We start from the raw sequence: 20,731 nt of genomic DNA, 5'->3' as shown, positions 1-20,731 counted from the left end.
GCCCATGTCCGACGTCTCCAACGAAGCCGCGCGCCGCCGCACCTTCGCCATCATTTCCCACCCCGATGCGGGCAAGACCACCCTGACCGAAAAGCTGCTGCTGTTCGGCGGTGCGATCCAGATGGCCGGCTCGGTGAAGGGCCGCAAGGCCGCCCGCCACGCCACCTCGGACTGGATGGCGCTGGAAAAGGAGCGCGGCATCTCGGTCACCTCCTCGGTGATGCAGTTCCCGTACGAGGGCAAGATCGTCAATCTGCTCGACACCCCCGGCCACGCCGACTTCGGCGAGGACACCTATCGGGTGCTGACCGCAGTGGACTCGGCGCTGATGGTCATCGACGTCGCCAAGGGCGTGGAAGAACGCACCATCAAGCTGATGGAAGTCTGCCGCCTGCGCGACACCCCCATCATGACTTTTATCAACAAGCTCGATCGCGAGGGCAAGAACCCGATCGATCTGCTGGATGAAGTCGAAACCGTGCTCGGCATCCAGTGCGCCCCAGTCACCTGGCCGATCGGCATGGGCCAGCGCCTGAAGGGCGTGGTGCACCTGATCACCGGCGAGGTGCACCTGTACGAACAGGGCCGCAACTTCACCCGCCAGGATTCGACCATCTTCCCGTCTCTGGATGCGCCCGGCCTTGCCGAAAAGATCGGCGCGCAGATGCTGGCCGAGCTGCGCGACGAACTGGAACTGGTGCAGGGCGCCAGCAATCCGTTCGACCTGCAGGCCTATCGCGCCGGCCAGCAGACCCCGGTATTCTTCGGCTCAGGCGTCAACAACTTCGGCGTGCAACCGCTGCTGGATTTCTTCATCGAGCACGCACCACCGCCGCAGGCGCGCGACACCACCGGCCGCCGGGTCGAGGCGACCGAAGCCAAGCTCAGCGGCTTCGTCTTCAAGATCCAGGCCAACATGGACCCGCAGCATCGCGACCGCGTGGCCTTCATGCGCGTGTGCTCGGGCAAGTTCACCGCCGGCATGAAGGCACTGCACGTGCGCAGCGGCAAGGACGTCAAGCTGGCCAACGCGCTGACCTTCATGGCCTCCGACCGCGAGATCGCCGCCGAAGCCTGGCCGGGCGACGTGATCGGTATCCACAACCACGGCACCATCTCCATCGGCGACACCTTCACCGAGGGCGAAGCGCTCTCGTTCACCGGCATTCCCAACTTCGCACCGGAGCTTTTCCGGCGTGCGCGCCTGCGCGACCCGCTCAAGCTCAAGCAACTGCAAAAGGGCCTCGCACAGCTGTCCGAAGAAGGCGCCACGCAGTTCTTCCGCCCGTTGATGAGTAACGATCTGATCCTGGGCGCGGTGGGCGTGCTGCAGTTCGACGTGGTGGCCTACCGGCTCAAGGACGAATACGGCGTGGACGCGATCTTCGAGCCGGTCAGCGTCACCACCGCACGCTGGGTACATTGCGACAACGCCAAGAAACTGGAGGAGTTCCGCGAGAAAAACGCCGGCAACCTGGGCATCGACGCGGCCGGCCAGCTGGTGTATCTCGCGCCCACTCGTGTGAATCTGCAGCTGGCGCAGGAACGCGCGCCAGACGTGCGCTTCTCTGCCACGCGCGAACACGCGCATGCCAAGGCGATCGATTGACCGCGGCTTGAACCAACGCCTGCGACCGCACTTGCTGGCGATGCGAATTGCTCGCAATTGCGGTACCTTTTTGGCATGAACGCAGACGCCTCCCCCTCGACCGACCTGCGCGACGAGATAGCCAGCGCCGTGACCCACGGCCTGGGTGCCATTGCCGCATTGGCCGGTGGCTCGGTGCTGATCACGCTGGCCGCCATCTATGGCGACGGCTGGCAACTGGCCACCTCCATCGTGTTCAGCGCCACCCTGGTGTTGCTGTACGTCGCCTCCACGCTGTTTCATGCCATCCCGCATCCGGGCGCCAAGGCGCGCCTGCAGGTGCTCGATCACTGCGCGATCTATCTGTTGATCGCCGGCACCTACACCCCGTTTACGCTGATCAATCTGCGCGACTCCTGGGGCTGGGGATTGTTCGCCGCGATCTGGACGATCGCCGCGGCTGGAGTGGTCTTCAAACTGTTTTTCACCGGCCGTTTCCGCCTGCTGTCGACGGTGCTGTACTTGGCGATGGGTTGGCTGATCGTCGTAGCGATCCAGCCGTTGCTGCGCTCGGTCGATACATGGTCTCTGTGCTGGTTGCTGGCTGGCGGACTCTTCTATACCTTGGGCACGTATTTCTACCAACGCGACACCCAGCGCTATTTCCACGCGATCTGGCATCTGTTCGTGCTAGCGGGCAGCGCTTGCCACTTCGTTGCGGTGATTGCGCAAGTGATGTGAGGCGCGATCTGCAGCGCGTTCGCGCGCCGTGCACGAGGCATCGCCAACCATGGCCCGCGTGAACAACGTGACCGATACCTCAGCTGCACCACCTTCCCCCACGCCACGTCGTCGACGCTGGCTGGTTGGGCTTGCCATCGTCGCCGCCGCCATGGTGATCTTCGTGCTGCTGTTCCAGTGGAACTGGCTGCGCGGTCCGGTCGAACGGGTAGTCAGCGCCAAGACCGGTCGCGAATTCCATCTCGGCTATCTGGACGTGAAGCTGGGCCGCACGACCACCGTGCGCGGCAATCGTCTGAGTCTGGCCAACGCAGCGTGGTCCAAGCGCGGGCCGATGGCCGAGCTCAATTCGGCCGAGATCGATGTCGAGTTGTGGCCGCTGTTGCGCGGCAAAGTGCGTCTGCCGGAAATTCGTCTGGATCACCCAACCGTCTTGTTGGAAGCCGGCGACGACACCCACCCCGGCAACTGGGTATTCGATCAGGACGGTGGCGATGGCACGATGCCGCGCCTTGGCCGCCTGCTGGTGAACAACGGGCGCCTGCAATACATCGATGCAGCCAATCGCTCTAACGTGGATGTGGCAATCAACAGCCTCGCACCACCGAGCAGCGACCAGCGTGCCGCACCGATCGGCATCGACGGCAAGGGCCGCTGGAAGGGCTATCCCTTTACGCTCAAGGGCAACACCGCCTCGCCGCTGGAGCTGAGCCAGAGCGAGCACCCGTTCCGCATCGATCTGCGCGGCAGCGCCGGCGCCACCCGCACCCACGTGCGCGGCACCTTGACCAACCCGTTCCAGTTCCAGGTCTTCGATCTGCAGATGGCGCTCAGCGGCCAGGACATGCAGGACCTGTATCCGCTGACCGGCGTGGCCATGCCGTCGACCCCGCCGTACAAGCTAGACGGCCATCTGCGCCGCAACGGCCAGCTCTGGCGCTACGAAAAGTTCACCGGTACCGCCGGCGACAGCGATCTGTCGGGCACTGCAGAAGTGGACCTGCGCAACAAGCGTCCGTTCCTGCGTGCCGATCTCGCGTCCAAACGCCTGGACTTCGACGACCTGGCAGGGTTCGTCGGCGCACCACCGAAGACCGGCGCGAACGAGTCGGCAAATGCCGAACAGAAAAAACAGGCGGCACAACTTGCAGCCAGTGCGCGCGTGCTGCCTAGTACTCCTTACGACTTGTCGAAGCTACGCGCGATGGACGCGCAGGTACGCTGGCGCGCACAGCGCATCAATGCGCCGTCGTGGCCGCTGGACGACATGGATGCCTCGCTGACATTGAAGGACGGCTTGCTGCAGCTGGACCCGCTGAACTTCGGCGTTGCCGGTGGCGATATCCGCTCCACCATCCGCATGGATGCCCGCAACGAGGTGATCACCACGCACCTCAAGGCAGGTCTTCGCGGCATTCGGCTGGATCAGCTCTTCCCCGATACCGCCCTCGCCAAGCAGGCCTCGGGTGCCATCGGTGGCGAATTCGATCTGCGTGGACGCGGCAACTCGATCGGCGCGATGCTCGGTACCGCCGACGGCACGATCGGCGTGGGCATGGGCCGCGGCCATGTCGGCAATCTGATCATGGAACTGGCCGGGCTGGATATCGCAGAGTCGCTCAAGTATCTGGTCACCAAGGACCGCCAGATTCCGGTGCGCTGCATCTTCGGCGACTTCGGCGTGCAAGACGGCCTGATGCAATCGCGTGCGCTGGCCTTCGACAGCACCGACACCATCATCATTGGCGAAGGCAACATCAGCTTGAAAGACGAAACGCTGGATCTGCTGCTGCGCCCACGCCCGAAAGACCGCAGCATCCTGAGCCTGCGCTCGCCATTGAGAATCGCTGGCAGCTTCAAGGACCCGACCTTCCGTCCCGACTTCAAGGCATTGGGTCTGCGCGGCGCGCTTGCGGTCGGCCTGGGCATGATCGCTCCACCCGCCGCCCTGCTAGCAACCTTCGAACCGGGCCCCGGCAAGGACAGCGATTGCGGCGGCAAATTCGCAAAGTAAGTGCACTACACGACTTTGGGCGGCCAGCAGACCTGTCCAACGCTGTAGCGATGGTGGCAAGGTTATGACCGCATGCACTTTCTCTGACTGGTGCAGTGATCCCGAAACCTGCAGTAATGGACCGGATCGAAGTGAGCTGATCAGACCGCAGTCCTCTGAAGACCGCAAGGCATGCACTGCTTGCACCATGCACACCGGCCATCGCGACTGGTCCTTGCCCGCTCACCGTCGCGGGACCTTACGCGGCATGGATGCCGCGTAAGAGCCTACAAGGACGTACTTGCGGCGTGTCCTGCGATGGTGGGCGGGCAAGGGCCTTGCAGCAAACTCACAGCGTCGAGAACACCGCACCAGGGAGTTTGCTGACTGTTTTATTGAGAGCGATGCACACCGACCATCTCAACTGACCCTTGCCCGCTCCCCGTCGCGGGACCTTACGCGGCATGGATGCCGCGTAAGAGCCTACAGGGACGTACTTGCGGCGTGTCCTGCGATGGTGGGCGGGCAAGGGCCTTGCGACCAGGCCGCAGATCAAACGCTCCAAAAGCTGATCTATCGGCTCGCCACACTCCTCAAGCTATTTCGAGCAGCCGCGTCGTTCAAGACAAAACGCAGGGAACATAGCCGGCACGGCCTAGCTGGCGATGTAACGCTGCAACTGATCGATATCGCGCTGCTGGTTCTCGATCACCGCCTTGACCAGATCGCCGATGGAAATCACGCCCTGCACGCGGCCGTTGTCGACTACCGGCAGATGCCGGAAGCGTCCATCGGTCATCAACTGCATGCAGCGCTCCACCGTATCCGACGGCGACACTGTCACCACCTGGGTACTCATGATGTCGGAAACGCTGGTGGTCGATGAGGCGCGATCGCGCAGCACCACCTTGCGCGCGTAATCGCGCTCGGACACGATGCCGACCAGGCGTGGCCCGTCCATCACCAACACCGCGCCGATGCCTTTCTCGGCCATCAGCCGGATCGCCTCGATCACTGCAGCGTCTGCCGCTACCGCGAACACCTCAACCTGTTTGGTCCCCAACAGCTGTCGTACGGTCTGCATGGCCCGCTCCGCGCTTGGTCTGGTGGTCGCAGACTACTCCCACCGCGCCGCAGTGGGTATCGACCAGATACAGCGGACGCTGCTTGGCCTCGTCATACAAGCGGCCCAGGTACTCGCCGATCAGACCCAGGGCGATCAGCTGGATACCGCCCAGGAACAGGATCACCGACATCATGGTCGGCCAGCCGGCCACCGGGTCACCCATCAGCGCCGCCTTGACCACCACCCAGCCACCGAACAGGAATGCCACCAGCGCGGTGAGCAAGCCCAGATAGGTTGCCACGCGCAGCGGCACGGTGGAAAAACTGGTGATGCCATCCAGCGCGAAGTTCCACAGCCGCCACACCGTGAACTTGCTGCGCCCCGACAGCCGCGGCGCACGCCGGTATGGCAATGCCACCTGGCGAAACCCGACCCAACCGAACAGCCCCTTCATGAAACGGTGGCGCTCGCGCAGCTGCTGCAAGGCTTCCACCACCCGCGGCGACAACAGCCTGAAATCCCCGGTATCGGCCGGAATCGGTGTGCGCGACAACTGCCGGATCACCCGATAGAACGCATGCGCCGCACTGCGCTTCAGCCAGCTCTCGCCCTCGCGGAAAATCCGCGTGCCGAAGATGTTGTCGTAACCGGCACGCCATAGTGCGACGAACTCGGGGATCAACTCCGGCGGGTCCTGTCCATCGGCATCGAGCAGCACCACCGCACCGGGCAGCACATGGTTCAGGCCTGCAGAAATGGCCACTTCCTTGCCGAAGTTACGCGACAGCCGCACCGCACTCACCTGCGCATCGGCATCGGCAAGTGCCTGCAACACGCTCCAGGTGCCATCGCTGCTGCCATCGTCGACATACAGCACATGCGTCTGCACGCCACTCAGGCCCGCCAGCACTGCGCACAGGCGCGGGTGCAGCAGTGGAATGCTGGTCTCTTCGTTGTAGGCTGCAATCACCACCGTGAGGCGGTCTGCTGCCACCGGCAATTGTGCGGGCCCGGACGTCTGCACGCTCACGGCGCCTGCAGATACGCAGGGCCACCCAGCTGGCGCGCCTGCCGCTGGATCCATGCCGTTCGCCGTTGCACATAGGCGCCGGGACGACGCGCGTCATAGCGGCGTGGCGAGGGCAGCACCGCCGCCAGGCGCGCCGACTCGGTCGGTGACAACCCAGCCGCATCCTTGCCCCAGAACTGCCGGGCAGCGGCCTGCGCGCCATACACCCCGTCACCGAACTCGGCCACGTTGAGATACATCTCCAGAATGCGCTGCTTCGGCCACAGCAACTCGATCAGCACCGTGTACCAGGCCTCCAGGCCCTTGCGTACCCAACTGCGGCCCTGCCACAGGAACACGTTCTTGGCGACCTGCTGACTGATCGTGCTGGCCCCGCGCACGCGTCCACCGCGCGCATTGTGATCGCGCGCGTTTTCGATCGCCTGCAGGTCGAAGCCGTGATGCACCGGAAACTGCTGATCCTCCGCAGCCACCACCGAAATCGGCAGGCTGGCGGCGATGCTGTCGTAGTCGCGCCATTGCTGGTGCAGCGAAAAATCCCAGTCGCCCTCGCCCCAGGCTTCCAGATAGCGCCCCACCATCATGCTGCTGATCGGCGGATCGACCACCCGCAGCACCAGCACCTGCAGCACGCTCGCGGCGGCAAACAGCAGCGGCGCTGCCAACAGCCAACGCAGCCAGCGACCCGAGCGCCGCGGTGGCGCCACCTGCTTGCCATCCAATGCATCCGTCCCCATTGTTCGCTACGACCTTTCATCCCGATGCTCGTTGCATTATCCGGCAACCGGCGTCCCTTACGTCCGATGTTCCCATGACCGATCACGATCAGCTTTCCCGTTTCCTGCTGCCTGCTGCCGGCGTGCGCGGCGTCCATGTCCGCCTGACCCAGGCCTGGCACGACATCCAGGGAGCCGCCGACTACCCGCCCGCCGCGCGCCAGTTGCTTGGCGAGGCAGCGGTGGCCGCCGCCCTGTTCACCGGCCACACCAAGGTCGACGGGCGTCTGTCGGTGCAGCTGCGCGGCAACCAGACGCTGCGCACCCTGTTTGCCGAATGCACCGCGGCCGGCACCTTGCGTGGCATCGTGCAGCTGGCCGACGGCGCCGACGCACCCACCGACCTGCGCGAGCTGGGCGAGGCCGCGCTGCTGGCGATCACCATCGAGAACCCCGGCCTGGACCCGCGCGAACCGCAGCGCTACCAGAGCCTGGTCGGCATGCAGGCGCCGGATCTGGCCGAGGCCTTCGAGACCTATTTCCACCAGTCCGAGCAGCTGCCGACCCGCCTGCTGCTGGCCGCGGGCCCGGACCAGGCCGCCGGCCTGTTGCTGCAAAAGCTGCCCGGCGACGAGGGCGACACCGATGGCTGGACCCGCATCGGCGCGCTGTTCGACACTCTGGGCGCACCGGAATTGCTCTCGGTCGCCAGCGAGGACCTGCTGCACCGGTTGTTCCACGAGGAAGACACCCAATTGCTGGGCAGCAAGCCGCTCAGCTTCGGCTGCTCCTGCTCGCGCGAGCGGGTCGCCTCGATGCTGCAGTCCCTGGGCGAAGAAGAGGCACGCGCCGCTGCCGAGGCAACCGGCGAGGTCGAGGTCCGCTGCGAGTTCTGCGGGCGTGAGTATCACTTTCCGTTGACCGCGCTGGACGTACTTTTTGGCGACGCGCAGCCGTCCCTGGACGCGCCGGAAAGGTTGCAATAGATAGCGTTGACGCCGCGTTCTGGGGAACGCGGCCACTTGTTAAATAATCATAAACGCCCTAGCATTCTCATTGCCCGCTCTCGGGAACTTAACAACTGCCCCTGGGTCTGAACTCTGGTATGCGCCACCTTCTTCGCCTCCCGCTCGCTTTGCTGGTTGCCCTCGCGGCAGCCACGGGTGTGCATGCGCAGTCGGCGTCCCAGCAGTCGCGTGAGAGCACCATCCTGCCCGTGTGGAACAAGGGCAGCGGCAAGGTCGAAGCCTTTCTGTACCTGGAGCCCACCGGCGAGCAGAAGGCCGGCGCACGCTGGCACTTCGGTCGCAACTCGCTGGACGCAGCCTTCGGCCTGACGTCCGGTGATTCGCTCGGCCTGATCTGCAACAGCAGCCGCGGCACCAACATCAACGGACTCGCCAGCCACTGCCTGCTCGCAGGCATCGGCGATGACGAAGAAGACAGCGCCGCTGCGTCGCGCCGCGTCTCGGCGACCCTGGGCTTCAACCGCGCTGGCGCCCGCGCTGGCGTCACTGCCGGCACCGGCCGCGACACCCTGCCGGCCTGGTTGATCGGCGCCGGCAAGGCACCGCTGACCCGCGTCGAACAGAACGACCTGACCGTGTTCGGGCAGAAGAACATCGGCCGCGAAGGCTTCGTTTCGATCGGTGGCACCTATGCGCGCGCCCGCCTGGTGCCGCTTGCCGACGTTTCGCCAGCGATCGCCGACCAGTGGGACAGCAAGACCTTGAGCGTCGGCGGCGGCTATGGGGCCTTCAGCGCCAACGTCATCGGCCGCGTCGTCGACGTCCCCGGCCAGCCGGAAAAGTGGGAAGGCCTGGGCCTGGGCCTGACCTGGCGCACCCCCTGGAGCGGCCAGCTGACGGTCGGCGCAGAGAACGTCATCTCCCGCGGCAAGAATCCATTTGCGCCGAGCAACGAGAGCAACAGCGACGGTACGATTCCCTACGTTCGGTACGAGCAAGACCTCTAAGTCATTGATTCGGTAATAATTTGATAGGACGCCACCGGTTCGCAGCCGGTGGCGTTTTTCGTTCCGGGCCCGCGCCCGAGGCCGTCTTTCACGTCTTTCTTCTTTTTCGTTAACGGGACTTTAATTTCTCTCACAACGCATATACCATCGGTTCACCCTGACGTTTTGGATCCCCTTCTTTTCGGAACCGCCGACAGGCAAACAACCCTTGGCAGTACCCAAGATCACTTGGAGAGAGAGCTAATGAATTGCAAGTCCAACAAGCTGCGCGATGCAGTTGTCCTCGCGCTTGTCGTGGGCGTGGCCGGTACCGGTACCGCCGTCGCGCAGGAAGCCGGCACCACCAACCTCGACAAGATCGAAGTGACCGGCTCGCGCATCAAGCGCGCCGACGTTGAAACGTCGCAGCCAGTCTTCACCATGAGCCGCCAGCAGATCGAATCGCAGGGTCTGACCTCGATCGGCGACGTGATCCAGAACATCAGCTCGGGTGGTTCGGCGCTTAACAGCAACGTCAACAATGGCGGCAACGGCGAAACCCGCGTCAACCTCCGTAACCTCGGTTCCAACCGCACCCTGGTGCTGGTTAACGGTCGTCGTTGGGTCGGCGGCACCGGCCTGGGCGGCGCAGTCGACCTCAACACGATTCCGACTGCTGCCGTCGAGCGCATCGAAGTCCTGAAGGACGGCGCCTCCACGATTTACGGCTCCGACGCTATCTCCGGCGTGGTCAACATCATTCTGCGCCAGAATTTCGATGGCGCCGAAGCGAATGCTTATTTCGGTCAGTACGACAAGGGCGACGGCAGCCGTGAGTCCTACGACTTCACCATCGGCTCCACTGGCGATCGTTGGCACGCCACGTTGGGCGTTGGCTACGTCAAAGAAGAGCCAGTCTGGGCAGGTGATCGCGAAATCTCGTCGGTCCCGGTGTTCGGCGCCGTTGCCGGCACCGGCAACAGCACCACGATTCCTGGCGGTCGCTTCGGCATCTTCGGGCCGACCGGCACCAGCGCCACTGGCACACCCACCTTTGGCGCAACGCGCTTCAACGGAACGCCTGGGTTCTCCATCACCAATAACGGTGGTACGACCTCGCGCAACTACACTGCAGCCGACAGCTACAACTTTGCTCCGGCTAACTATCTGGTGACCCCGCAGGAGCGCAAGTCGGTATTCGCCGACGCTGGCCTGTCGATCACGGACAATGTGCGCTTCAAGACCACGGTGACCTACAACGAGCGCGAGTCGAGCCAGATCCTGGCACCGATGCCGGTCGTTCTTGGTCGCTCCGCGCCCGGCACCAACGGCGCAGATATCGTTATTTCGGCAAACAACATCTACAACAACACCGGCCGCGATATCGACTACATCCAGTACCGCGCCGAAGAGACCGGCGGTCGCATCTTCACCCAGAACGTCAAGACGTTCGGGTTTAGCGGCGCATTCGAGGGCGATTTCGAAGTTGGCCAGCGTTTCTTCAGCTGGGAAGCCGGGATGTTCTACGGCAAGAATGACCAGACCGATCGCACCACCGGCCTGTTCAATATTTCTGCACTGCGTAACGCGCTTGGCCCGTCGTTTGTCGACGCTGGCGGTGTAGCACGCTGCGGTACCGCTGCCAGCACGATCGACGGCTGCGTGCCGATGAACATGTTGAGCGGCCCGGGCTCGTTGACTCCGGAAATGCTGGGTTACGCTGGCTTCAATGCACATGACCTCTATGGGTACGAGCAGAAGACCTATTTCGGCAACATCGGCGGCGAGCTGTTCGACCTGCAGGGAGGTGCATTTGCATTCTCCTTTGGTGCTGAACACCGTGAAGAGTCGGGCTTTGACGATCCGGACGCGCTGATCAACTCCGGTGACACCACCGGCAACGCACGTACCGCGACCAATGGCGGCTACAAGCTGGACGAAGCCTACCTCGAACTCGCCGTGCCGCTGCTGGCTGACCTGCCGGGCGCACAGTTGCTGGACTTCAGTCTGGCCACGCGTTATTCGGACTACAGCAACTTCGGCGACACCACCAACAGCAAGTTTGGTTTCCGCTGGAAGCCGATCACCGACTTGATGATCCGTGGTAACTGGTCGCAAGGCTTCCGCGCACCATCGATCAACGAGCTGTTCCAGGGCGTAAGCGATACCTTCGAAGACGTGCGTGATCCTTGCGCAGGCTCCTTCAGCGATGGTTCCGTCAACGGAACGCGTCCGGGTTCGTGCGGCGCAGTGCCAGCTTACGCTCAGGCCAACCCGCAGGTGCGTACCGCTACTGGCGGCAACCCCAACCTGCAGCCGGAAACGTCGACGTCCAAGACCTTGGGCTTTGTGTTCAGCCCGAGCTGGGTCACTGGCCTGGATATCTCGCTGGACTGGTGGAACATCGAGATCGAAGATGCGATCGACACGCAGACCGTGCAGGAAACCCTGGACAGCTGCTATCTGGCAGGCATCGCCAATGCTTGCTCGCTGATTCAGCGCGAACCTACTGGCGAAGTGTCGAATCTGCTAGCAGTGCCGAACAACATTGCGAAAATCGAGGCTGAAGGTTACGACTTGACCGTAGGCTATCGTTTGCCGGACACCGCATGGGGCAGCTTCAGCCTGGTGTGGGACTCGACCTATATGAGCAAGTTCGTGGTCGAGAAGCCGCTGCAGGATCCCGAAAACCGCGTTGGTTTGTATCGTGGCGGCTCGGCACAGGACAACAACTGGCGCATCCGCTCCAACCTGATGCTCAATTGGGAATTGGGCGATGTCGGCGGCTCGGCATCCATGCGCTACTACAGCTCGCAGGTCGAAAACTGCACCGGCGCCAACGTGGCGACTCCTGCAAACGTGGCACTGCTGTGCTCGGATCCGGATCGTGTGACCGCTGCAGGTGCGGCGCCGCGCAATCATGTTCCCAGCGTGACCTACACCGATCTGGCCGCGTACTGGAAGGCCCCGTGGAACGCCCGGGTGACCGTCGGCGTGAATAATGCCTTTGACCGCGATCCGCCGCAGGCTGCCACGGCGTTTGCCAATAGCTTTGACCCGCAGTACGAAATCCCGGGTCGCTTCTACTACATGCGTTACACCCAGAAGTTCTGATATTCGTCCGCTTAAGTAATACGTAAAATTAAAAACCGCGACTCGGAAGAGTCGCGGTTTTTTTTTCTCAACGATCGAACATCAGCTTATGCCGGACGACTGAAGCCTATCCCGGAATCAACGTCTGAATCACATGCTCGACGTAAGCTTCGAAGTCTTCGCGGGCTTGCTTGGGTTGCTGCAGTTGCAGCGAGAGCTGCAGGAAGCCAACGTAGGCGGCGTAGGCCAGGCGGGCGCGGTGTTGGGCGTCGGTGCGGCTCAGGCCGGCCTGACGGAACGAGGCGATCAGGTAGTCGAGACGGCGCTGCGAGACGCGGTCGATGACCGGGCGCACGGCCGGGTGGTCGAGTGCCTTGAGCAGTTCGCTGTAGATGACGTGCGGTTTGACTTCGTGGGCGACCAGTTGGAACAGCGCGCGCAGGCGTGCGCTGGGGTCCGGGACGTCTTCCAGGCTGCCGAATACTTCCTTCTGTTCAAAGATTTCCCAGCGTTCCAGGGCTGCCTGCAGCAAGGCATCGCGCGAGGGGAAATGCCAGTAGAAGCTGCCCTTGGTCACGCCGAGACGGCGTGCCAGTGGCTCCACCGCAACGGCGCCCACCCCTTGTTCTGCGATCAGGTCCAGTGCGGCCTGCGCCCAATCGTCCGCGCTGAGGCGGTTGCCGCGACCGGACGTGGCGCGGGGCGTGGTGAGGCTTGGGTCGGTGATGTCATTCATTGCCGCGATTTAACCATACGCTTGAGTCAGTTGCAGTATGCATCACAAAAAGGACACACAACTGCCACGATTCAATGGCTTAACCGTCCATACCAAGGAGTATTGACAGCGACCCAGGCAGGTCCATACTATGAGGTATGGTCACCTCTTCTCCTAGCCTCGCCCATCGTGCGTCCACCACGCGCATCGACGCTGGCGAGACATCGCTTGCGGTGTCGGTGCGGGGCACGGACCACGCGCCGACGGTGCTGCTGGCGCACGGGTTTGGACAAACCCGACATGCATGGGAAAGCACTGCGGCACGACTGGCCGACGCCGGCTACCGGACGCTGGCCTACGATGCCCGCGGTCATGGCGATTCCGGTTTCAACGACGCAGACCTGCCCTACTCGGCCACGCAGTTCACCGATGACCTGATCGTGCTGGCAGGCGAGCAGGCCGAGCCGCCGGTGCTGGTTGCCGCATCGATGGGCGGCTTGTTCGGCCTGCTTGCCGAGGCGCGCTGGCCAGGCTTGTTTCGCGCGATCGTGCTGGTCGACATCACGCCGCGCTGGGATACCGCGGGTGTGGAGCGCATTCTGCGTTTCATGACCGCGCATCCGGATGGCTTCGCATCGCTGGATGCCGCCGCCGATGCGATTGCCGCCTATTTGCCGCAGCGCCCGCGCAAGACGGCCGAGCAGTTGCAGGCCTTGCTGAGGCAGCGCGCAGACGGGCGCTGGCACTGGGATCCGCGGCTGGTCGATGAACTGGCAGGACAGGATCCGCACGCACAGCAGCAGACCTTGCTGGACGCCGCCGCGCGGGTACGTTGCCCGATGTTGCTGATCAGCGGCGGGCGTAGCGATCTGGTCACGCCGGACAATATCAACGAATTCCTGTCGATCGCCCCGCATGCGCAGCATGTGCATCTGCCCGATGCCACGCACATGCTGGCCGGCGACGACAACACCACGTTTACCGCAACCGTGTTGCATTATCTGGACGCACTGCCCCCGGTTGGCACCATCGCAGCGTCCAACATTACCGAGCATGTCACTGGAGCAAGACCATGAGCATCGTTGCACCGTTCCTCCTCGTCATCCTGGCGGCGGGCATCGCTGCCTATCACCGCATGCGCCTTGCCACCTGGGTCGCGCTGAGCGCCTGTGTGCTGGTGGCCTGCTGGTTGCTGGGTGCCAATCTCACCGCAACCATCGTCGCTGCCGTGCTGGTGGTGCTGGTTTCCGCGCCGGTGCTGTTGCCGTTCCTGCGCAAGCCGTTGCTGACCACGCCGCTGATGGGCTTTTTCCGCAAGGTGCTGCCGCCGCTGTCGCAGACCGAACGCATCGCGCTGGAAACCGGCTCGGTGGGCTTTGAAGGCGAACTGTTCACCGGCGACCCGGATTGGCAGAAGCTGCTCAACTATCCCAAGCCGCAACTGAGTGCCGAAGAACAGGCCTTCCTGGACGGCCCGGTCGAAGAGCTGTGCAGGATGGTCAACGACTGGGAGATCACCCATGTCCACGCCGACCTGCCGCCGGAGCTGTGGGAATACATCAAGAAGAACAAGTTCTTCGGCATGATCATTCCCAAGCAGTACGGCGGCCTGGGCTTCAGCGCGCTGGCGCATCACAAGGTGATCCAGAAGCTGTCCTCGATCTCCAGCGTGGTCAGCTCCACCGTCGGCGTGCCCAACTCGCTCGGGCCGGGCGAGCTGCTGCTGCATTACGGTACGCCGGAACAGAAAGACTATTACCTGCCGCGCTTGGCGGTCGGCGCCGAGGTGCCATGTTTCGGTCTGACCGGCCCGTTTGCTGGCTCCGATGCCACCTCGATCCCCGACTACGGCATCGTCTGCAAGGGCGAGTGGAATGGCGCCAACGTGCTCGGCGTCAAGCTCACCTTCGACAAGCGCTACATCACCTTGGCACCGGTGGCCTCGCTGATCGGCCTGGCGTTCCGCGCCTACGATCCGGATGGGCTGATCGGCGACAAGAAGGACATCGGCATCACCCTGGCGCTGTTGCCGCGCGAGACCCCGGGCGTGGAAATCGGCCGTCGCCATTTCCCGCTCAATTCGCCATTCCAGAATGGCCCGATTCATGGCGAGGAAGTGTTCATCCCGCTGAGCCAGCTGATCGGTGGCGTGGAGATGGTCGGCAAGGGCTGGAACATGCTCAACGAGTGCCTGGCGGTGGGCCGCTCGATCACCCTGCCCTCCACGGCCAGCGGCGGCGGCAAGTACGCCGCCGTGGTCACCGGCGCATATGCGCGTATTCGCAAGCAGTTCGGCCTGTCGATCGGCCGCTTCGAGGGCGTGGAAGAAGCGCTCGCGCGGATCGGCGGCAAGGCGTATGCGATCAGTGCGTTGTCGCAGGCCACCGCTGCGGCGGTGGACCGTGGCGATGTGCCGTCGGTGCCGTCGGCGATCGCCAAGTATCACTGCACCACCATGGGCCGCGAAGTGGTCAGCGACATGATGGATGTGATCGGTGGCAAGGGCATCATCCTGGGGCCGCGCAACTTTGCCGGCCGTGCCTGGCAGGCTGCGCCGATCGGCGTGACCGTGGAAGGCGCCAACATCATGACCCGCAGCCTGCTGATCTTCGGGCAGGGCGCGATCCTGTGCCATCCGTGGGTGATGAAGGAAATGCAGGCGGCGCAGGATCCGGATACGCGTCGTGGTCTGGAAGAGTTCGACCAGAGCCTGTTCGGGCATATCCGCTTCGGCATCTCCAACGCGGTGCGTTCGTTCTGGTTCGGGCTGACCGGTGCGCGCATCGGTGCAGCGCCGGGCGATGCGTATACGCGGCGTTTCTTCCGCAAGCTGGATCGTTATTCCGCCAACCTGGCGCTGATGGCCGACGTGTCGATGCTGATGCTCGGCGGCAAGCTCAAGTTCAAGGAATCGCTGTCCGGCCGTCTGGGCGACGTGCTGAGCCACATCTACCTGACCAGCGCGATGCTCAAGCGCTATCACGACGAAGGCGCGCCGGCGACCGATCAGCCGCTGTTGGCCTGGGCGTTCCATGACAGCGTGCACAAGATCGAAACCGCGCTGTCCGCAGCGCTGCGCAACTTCCCGATCCGTCCGGTGGGCTGGTTGATGTGGGTGCTGATCTTCCCGCTGGGCCGTCGTGCCGAGGCACCTGGCGACCGCCTGGGACATCGCGTGGCATCGATCCTGATGACGCCGAACGAAGCGCGCGACCGTCTGGGCCAGGGCGTGTTCCTGACCCCGTGCGCCAACAATCCGGGCGGACGTATCGCCAGCTATCTGGCCAAGGCCGTGCTGGCCGAGCCGGTGGAGCGCAAGTTCCTCAAGGCGCTCAAGACCAAGGGCATCGAAGCGCTGGACTTCACCGCCCAGCTGGACGAAGCCGTGGCAGAGGGCGTAATCACCATCGACGAGCGCAGGCAGTTGGAAGAGTTGCGCGAGATCATGATGGACACCATCGCCGTCGACGACTTCGATCCGCACGAGCTGCGCGCAGCCAGCTACTACGACAGGCCGCAGGCCCAGCAACCGCGCGAAGCGGCGTAAGGCTCAGGCCGAGGTGACAGCAGACAACGGCGGGCTTCGGCCCGCCGTTGTCGTTTGTGGAGATTGGCTACTGTGGAAACCGACCATCTCGCAGTTGCATTGCCTGCCGCCGTCACCTTCGACGAGTTCGCGACAATTGCAATTCCAGCGAGCCGCTTGGTAGGAGCGGGCTTGCCCGCGATGAGGCTCCACCGGTAACGCTTCATCGCGGGCAGGCCCGCTCCTACAGACAGCAAGCACACCGCCTCAGCGTGGCAACCACAGCAACGCCAGGGCAATCAACGCGGGCAAGGCCTGCACGAAAAAAATGCGGCGGTTGACGCTGTAGGCGCCGTAGCAACCTGCCACGACGACACAGCCCAGAAAAAAGCTCAGCACATCCGCGCGTGCCTGCAGCGCGCCCCAGAGCAGGCCTGCCGCCAGGAAGCCGTTGTACAGGCCCTGATTGGCCGCCAGCACGCGCGTGGCATGCGCCTTCTCGAGGGTATTGCGGAAGGTCTTCAGGCCCAGCGGCCGCGTCCATAGCACCATCTCCAAGACCAGGATGTAGACGTGCAACAGAGCGACGCACAGGCCGGCAAAGATGGCGAACAGGGACATGGCAGATCGGCGTGATGAATGTGGCGGCCAGCATAGCGGTGATTGCTGCCCTGCTGTTCAGAGCAGACGATGGAACCCGACGCGCCGGCGAGACATGGGAGATGTGCAGGACCTGCAGGCACGATCGGAGCGTCGCGATTGCGAACATCGGCGGCGTGTCCTGCGATGGTGGGCGGGCAAGGGCCCCGCAGCAAGCTCACAGCTTAGAAGGCGCGCGGCGAGCACAACGCACCGGCTGCGGCTGTTTTGTTGAACCATGCACACCGACTAGCTCGACAGGTCCTTGCCCGCCCACCGTTGCGGGACCTTACGCGGCATGGATGCCGCGTAAGAGCCTACACGGACGTACTTGCGGCGTGTCCTGCGAGGGTGGGCAGGCAAGGATCCTGCAGCCAGGCCACTTGTTTATCGCTCCTATTCGGAGACCTGATTGCCAGTCTCCGCATCGCGCTCTGCGGGCAGTTTGCGCGCCTCGCGCAGCAGGCCGAACGCGCCCAGGGTCATGCCCGATGCCACCAGCAGACCGACGCTGAACACCGCGCTGGAGCCAAGTGCCGACACCAGCTTGTGCACCCAGACGAAGGTGAGATCGCCACCGCGGTAGATCACGGTGTCGATCGCCGCGCCGGCCTTGTAACGCCATTCCCGATCCACCCGCGTGTACAAGGTCTCGCGCGCCGGCTTGGCCAGTGCGAACTCGCTGGAGCGGGTGATCACCTGCACGATCGCAAGCATCATCGGCAGCGGCGAGGCCGTCAGCACCGCATAGCCCAGCGTGATCGCCACGCCCGGAATCAACAGCGCCGGTGCGATACCGAAACGCGACAGCAGCGCGCGCGTCACCAGCAGCTGCAACACCAGGGTCAGCGCGTTGATCGCCAGGTCGATGCTGGCGTAATAGGCGGTAGCCGCCGCTGCGTCCGTGTAGAGACGACGTACCAGCGCTGCCTGCTCGTTGTAGAGCAAGGTGCCGACGCCCACGCCGAACAGCACCATGAAGGCCAGCCAGCGCAGCAACGGCTCGCGCACGATCAGCTTGAGCCCGCCCAGCACATCGCCGCCCATCGGCACCTCGCCGGAGCCCAGCTGTCGCTCCTGCTCGCGCGCAACCGCCCACAGGCGCAGACGCAGCACGCACACCACGCACACGGTCAGAAACCCGGCCGACACCAGCATCAGATGCGCGATGCCGATGCGCTCGACCAGCGTGCGGGTGAGGATCGGACCGAGAAACGCGCCCAGCGTGCCGGCCGCACCGATGTAACCGTAGTAGCTGCGCGCTTCGGCATTGCCGAAGACGTCGGCCATGAAGCTCCAGAACACCGCCACCGCAAACAGGTTGAAGACGGTCACCCACAGGAAGAACGCCAGGCCGCGCCCGGGCACGCCGCTGTCGAACAACACGTAGAACAGCAACAGGGTCGCGATGAAGAAGCCATACACCGCCGGCAGGAACACCCGGCGCGGGTAGCGGCTGACCAGCGCGCCGTAGACCGGCTGCAGCAACACCATGATCAGGAAGGTGCAGGTAAACAGCACCTGCAGGGTGAAGTCCTTGAGCGGTATGCCGTGCGTGGCAAAGAAGGCGATCATGCCGGTGGGGAAGATCGCTTCCACATCCGCCGACGCACTCATCGCCTCGCGCACCGGGCGCAGCACGTAGTAGCCGCTGAGCAAGCAGAAGAAATACAGGAACGACCACGCCAGCGGCGGCGAGCTGCGCAATGCCACGCTCAGACGGCCAGCCGCAGAGCGCGGCGGAGAGGGGCTGGTCATCAGGTAAGGCTCGCTCGCATCAACGGGCGCGACAGCAGGGACATGGCAGCGGCAACACCCGCGAAACAAGCGCGCAAGTTAGCCGATGCCGCGCTGCATCACCAGCAGCAGCGGGCGGCACGCACCATATCGATGGCGTGCGGCTACGGCACGCTGCTTGCAGCTGTCTCCGCACAGGCTCCGGGTGGCGCTGTAAAGGCCCCGCGCAGGTCGATTTATGAACCTAAAATCATCAATAGGATCAATATGATGCCCATTCATCTTCCGGCAGTTTGTGCTATTGCGAAGCGCGGCGCTAGAATCGCCGGAGGCAGTGGAACAGGCGGGACAACCATGACTCAAATGCGCAGGCGCCGACGGTTCCGACCGTTGGCCATCGGGCTGCTCGGGGCGTTATTGCCTCTGGCCCTCTCTTCCACCGCGCAGACACCTGCGCCGGCTGCTTATGCGCTGCAGCCGGCCACGGTCGTGCAGTCGCCCACCGCTCCGCTGCAGTACCGTGCGTCGCTCCCAGCCAGCCAGGTGCTTGCTCCGGCGGCCGGGTTCGATGTGGCCGCGTTCGAATCGATGGCCAACCAGTTGACCTACGGCAATCGCCTGCCCGGCATGGCGATGGCGATCGTGCAGGGCGGCAAGGTCCTGAGCGCGCGCGGCTATGGCGTCACCGACGTCAATCACCCGCAGCCGGTCGACGCGCATACCGTGTTCCGTCTGGCATCGCTGTCCAAGGCTTTCGCCGGCACCATGGCCGGGTTGTTGGTCAACGATGGCGTGTTGCGTTGGGACAGCAAGGTGGTGGACTACGTGCCCGGCTTCCAGCTCAGCAATAACGTCGCCACCCGGCAGCTCACCGTCGCCGAGGTGCTCAGCCACCGCGTCGGGCTGACCCGCAATGCCTACGACAACGATATCGAATCCAACGTCGACTACTACTCGCTCAGCCACAAGCTCGCCGCCGCGCCACTGCGCTGCGCGCCCGGCGATTGCTATGCGTACCAGAACGTCGCCTTCAGCCTGGTCGGCGATGTGGTGTTTGCTGCGTCGGGCAGCTTCTACGAGCAGTCGGTGGAGCGCCGCATCTTCAAGCCGCTGGGCATGAACGATGCGAGCATGGGTCTGGCCGGTATCCAGGCCAGCCCGCGCTGGGCGCGCCCGCACGTGCGCAGCCGCAATGGCTGGGTGTCGCTGACGCCCAAGCCGACCTACTACCGTCTGGCCCCCGCTGCTGGCGTCAATGCCAGCGCCAGCGACATGGCGCAGTGGCTGCTCGCGCACACCGGCCACCGCACCGACGTGCTGCCTGCACCGCTGCTGGCGACGCTGCACGCGCCGCTGATCTCCACGCCTGGGGAGATGCGCTCGGGCTGGCGCCACGAGCGTGTGGACGCTGCCAGCTATGCGCTGGGCTGGCGCGTGTTCGACTACGCCGGCCATCAGGTCGTCTTCCATGCCGGCGCGGTGCAGGGTTATCGCGGCCTGGTCGCGCTGCTGCCCGAGCGCGACCTCGGCATCGCGATCATGTGGAACGGCGAGAGCGGCCTGCCCTCCGGCATGCTGCCCACCATTCTGGATCGTGCGCTGGGCCTGCCCGCCAAGCGTTGGCTGGATATCGATGTGGATGGCGACTTCGGCAGCGAGAACATGATGGCCGAGCGCCCCGACCCTGCCGGTAAGGGTGCCTCGTCGGGCAAGTCGGTGGCATCGCCGCGCTGAGTTGGCGTTGCGGCGACCTCGCACACAGGCGGCTTCGGCCGCCTGTGTCGTTTCTGGCCTATAGGATCGAGTCGGGCGTGTCGACATCGGTGGCCGGAAGCCGGGCATCGCTCCATGGCCATGCGATGACGATCATGGCAGGCGCAGGTCTGAGTCAGCTTGCAGAGTGCGTGCGTAAGACCTGACCGAACAGCGGACG

General features: G+C 64.0%; 15 protein-coding genes. 9 read left to right on the top strand and 6 right to left on the bottom strand.

Features of this window, described 5'->3' with window-relative positions; all coding sequences use genetic code 11:
• Positions 1-4 precede the first annotated feature (4 nt).
• The 3 genes from XARJCFBP2528_RS13505 to XARJCFBP2528_RS13495 all read left to right on the top strand — a co-directional run bounded on the left by XARJCFBP2528_RS13505 (position 5) and on the right by XARJCFBP2528_RS13495 (position 4,343).
• Positions 5-1,609, top strand: a complete 1,605-nt coding sequence (locus XARJCFBP2528_RS13505; RefSeq protein ID WP_039519673.1) for a peptide chain release factor 3 — start codon at positions 5-7, stop codon at positions 1,607-1,609.
• A gap of 75 nt (positions 1,610-1,684) precedes the next feature.
• Positions 1,685-2,329 carry a PAQR family membrane homeostasis protein TrhA gene (gene trhA, locus XARJCFBP2528_RS13500; RefSeq protein ID WP_016902756.1) on the top strand — a complete coding sequence of 215 codons (645 nt, stop codon included), beginning with the start codon at positions 1,685-1,687 and terminating at the stop codon, positions 2,327-2,329.
• Positions 2,330-2,378: 49 nt separating this feature from the next.
• Positions 2,379-4,343 (top strand): AsmA family protein, encoded by a 1,965-nt coding sequence (locus tag XARJCFBP2528_RS13495; protein WP_047124788.1) that lies wholly within the window; start codon positions 2,379-2,381, stop codon positions 4,341-4,343.
• Positions 4,344-4,977: 634 nt separating this feature from the next.
• Here XARJCFBP2528_RS13495 and XARJCFBP2528_RS13490 read toward each other — a convergent pair.
• The 3 genes from XARJCFBP2528_RS13490 to mtgA are packed head-to-tail and all read right to left on the bottom strand — an operon-like array spanning position 4,978 to position 7,155.
• Positions 4,978-5,406: a CBS domain-containing protein gene (locus XARJCFBP2528_RS13490; RefSeq protein WP_039813414.1), complete on the bottom strand. Its 429-nt coding sequence runs from the start codon at positions 5,404-5,406 to the stop codon at positions 4,978-4,980.
• The gene (locus tag XARJCFBP2528_RS13485) at positions 5,366-6,388 is read right to left on the bottom strand and encodes a glycosyltransferase family 2 protein (RefSeq protein WP_230673935.1); all 1,023 of its coding nucleotides are present in this window, start codon (positions 6,386-6,388) and stop codon (positions 5,366-5,368) included. The genes XARJCFBP2528_RS13490 and XARJCFBP2528_RS13485 overlap by 41 nt, the downstream gene beginning before the upstream one ends.
• 26 nt (positions 6,389-6,414) lie before the next feature.
• Positions 6,415-7,155 carry a monofunctional biosynthetic peptidoglycan transglycosylase gene (mtgA, locus tag XARJCFBP2528_RS13480; protein WP_016902760.1) on the bottom strand — a complete coding sequence of 247 codons (741 nt, stop codon included), beginning with the start codon at positions 7,153-7,155 and terminating at the stop codon, positions 6,415-6,417.
• A gap of 74 nt (positions 7,156-7,229) precedes the next feature.
• Between mtgA and hslO the strand changes: the two genes are divergently transcribed.
• The 3 genes from hslO to XARJCFBP2528_RS13465 all read left to right on the top strand — a co-directional run bounded on the left by hslO (position 7,230) and on the right by XARJCFBP2528_RS13465 (position 12,202).
• Entirely contained in the window at positions 7,230-8,120 is an 891-nt protein-coding gene (hslO, locus tag XARJCFBP2528_RS13475; RefSeq protein ID WP_039512284.1) for an Hsp33 family molecular chaperone HslO, read from the top strand.
• A gap of 152 nt (positions 8,121-8,272) precedes the next feature.
• Entirely contained in the window at positions 8,273-9,109 is an 837-nt protein-coding gene (locus tag XARJCFBP2528_RS13470) for an XOO1806 family protein (protein ID WP_026064386.1), read from the top strand.
• A gap of 243 nt (positions 9,110-9,352) precedes the next feature.
• Positions 9,353-12,202, top strand: coding sequence for a TonB-dependent receptor domain-containing protein (locus XARJCFBP2528_RS13465; RefSeq protein WP_016902763.1), 2,850 nt, complete (start codon positions 9,353-9,355; stop codon positions 12,200-12,202).
• 106 nt (positions 12,203-12,308) lie between these two features.
• Here XARJCFBP2528_RS13465 and XARJCFBP2528_RS13460 read toward each other — a convergent pair whose 3' ends face one another.
• The gene (locus XARJCFBP2528_RS13460) at positions 12,309-12,917 is read right to left on the bottom strand and encodes a TetR/AcrR family transcriptional regulator (protein WP_016902764.1); all 609 of its coding nucleotides are present in this window, start codon (positions 12,915-12,917) and stop codon (positions 12,309-12,311) included.
• Positions 12,918-13,054: 137 nt separating this feature from the next.
• On the opposite strand from XARJCFBP2528_RS13460, the gene XARJCFBP2528_RS13455 reads away from it, so the two are divergent.
• Complete coding sequence (locus XARJCFBP2528_RS13455; protein WP_026064387.1) at positions 13,055-13,972, top strand: alpha/beta fold hydrolase; 918 nt, start codon at positions 13,055-13,057, stop codon at positions 13,970-13,972.
• On the top strand, positions 13,969-16,443 hold the full coding sequence (locus XARJCFBP2528_RS13450; RefSeq protein ID WP_016902766.1) for an acyl-CoA dehydrogenase: 2,475 nt from the start codon (positions 13,969-13,971) through the stop codon (positions 16,441-16,443). The genes XARJCFBP2528_RS13455 and XARJCFBP2528_RS13450 overlap by 4 nt, the downstream gene beginning before the upstream one ends.
• Before the next feature lie 246 nt (positions 16,444-16,689).
• Here XARJCFBP2528_RS13450 and XARJCFBP2528_RS13445 read toward each other — a convergent pair whose 3' ends face one another.
• Both XARJCFBP2528_RS13445 and XARJCFBP2528_RS13440 read right to left on the bottom strand, forming a co-directional pair.
• Positions 16,690-17,043, bottom strand: coding sequence for a DUF1304 domain-containing protein (locus tag XARJCFBP2528_RS13445; protein WP_016902767.1), 354 nt, complete (start codon positions 17,041-17,043; stop codon positions 16,690-16,692).
• A gap of 414 nt (positions 17,044-17,457) precedes the next feature.
• Positions 17,458-18,819 (bottom strand): NTP/NDP exchange transporter, encoded by a 1,362-nt coding sequence (locus tag XARJCFBP2528_RS13440; RefSeq protein WP_016902768.1) that lies wholly within the window; start codon positions 18,817-18,819, stop codon positions 17,458-17,460.
• 333 nt (positions 18,820-19,152) lie between these two features.
• Between XARJCFBP2528_RS13440 and XARJCFBP2528_RS13435 the strand changes: the two genes are divergently transcribed.
• On the top strand, positions 19,153-20,532 hold the full coding sequence (locus tag XARJCFBP2528_RS13435) for a serine hydrolase domain-containing protein (RefSeq protein ID WP_047124844.1): 1,380 nt from the start codon (positions 19,153-19,155) through the stop codon (positions 20,530-20,532).
• The last annotated feature ends 199 nt before the right edge of the window (positions 20,533-20,731 follow it).

This window comes from Xanthomonas arboricola pv. juglandis (assembly GCF_001013475.1).
GTDB lineage: Bacteria > Pseudomonadota > Gammaproteobacteria > Xanthomonadales > Xanthomonadaceae > Xanthomonas > Xanthomonas arboricola.
This window is presented reverse-complemented; position numbering and strand designations above follow the sequence as displayed.

What these genes read in the sequence shown, in the direction of transcription:
- XARJCFBP2528_RS13445 (WP_016902767.1), bottom strand. Translation starts at nt 17,043, where the DNA reads ATGTCCCTGTTCGCCATCTTTGCCGGCCTGTGCGTCGCTCTGTTGCAC.
- XARJCFBP2528_RS13505 (WP_039519673.1), top strand. Translation starts at nt 5, where the DNA reads ATGTCCGACGTCTCCAACGAAGCCGCGCGCCGCCGCACCTTCGCCATC.
- XARJCFBP2528_RS13440 (WP_016902768.1), bottom strand. Translation starts at nt 18,819, where the DNA reads ATGACCAGCCCCTCTCCGCCGCGCTCTGCGGCTGGCCGTCTGAGCGTG.
- XARJCFBP2528_RS13465 (WP_016902763.1), top strand. Translation starts at nt 9,353, where the DNA reads ATGAATTGCAAGTCCAACAAGCTGCGCGATGCAGTTGTCCTCGCGCTT.
- XARJCFBP2528_RS13495 (WP_047124788.1), top strand. Translation starts at nt 2,379, where the DNA reads ATGGCCCGCGTGAACAACGTGACCGATACCTCAGCTGCACCACCTTCC.
- XARJCFBP2528_RS13490 (WP_039813414.1), bottom strand. Translation starts at nt 5,406, where the DNA reads ATGCAGACCGTACGACAGCTGTTGGGGACCAAACAGGTTGAGGTGTTC.
- trhA (WP_016902756.1), top strand. Translation starts at nt 1,685, where the DNA reads ATGAACGCAGACGCCTCCCCCTCGACCGACCTGCGCGACGAGATAGCC.
- mtgA (WP_016902760.1), bottom strand. Translation starts at nt 7,155, where the DNA reads ATGGGGACGGATGCATTGGATGGCAAGCAGGTGGCGCCACCGCGGCGC.
- XARJCFBP2528_RS13435 (WP_047124844.1), top strand. Translation starts at nt 19,153, where the DNA reads ATGACTCAAATGCGCAGGCGCCGACGGTTCCGACCGTTGGCCATCGGG.
- XARJCFBP2528_RS13460 (WP_016902764.1), bottom strand. Translation starts at nt 12,917, where the DNA reads ATGAATGACATCACCGACCCAAGCCTCACCACGCCCCGCGCCACGTCC.
- hslO (WP_039512284.1), top strand. Translation starts at nt 7,230, where the DNA reads ATGACCGATCACGATCAGCTTTCCCGTTTCCTGCTGCCTGCTGCCGGC.
- XARJCFBP2528_RS13450 (WP_016902766.1), top strand. Translation starts at nt 13,969, where the DNA reads ATGAGCATCGTTGCACCGTTCCTCCTCGTCATCCTGGCGGCGGGCATC.
- XARJCFBP2528_RS13455 (WP_026064387.1), top strand. Translation starts at nt 13,055, where the DNA reads ATGGTCACCTCTTCTCCTAGCCTCGCCCATCGTGCGTCCACCACGCGC.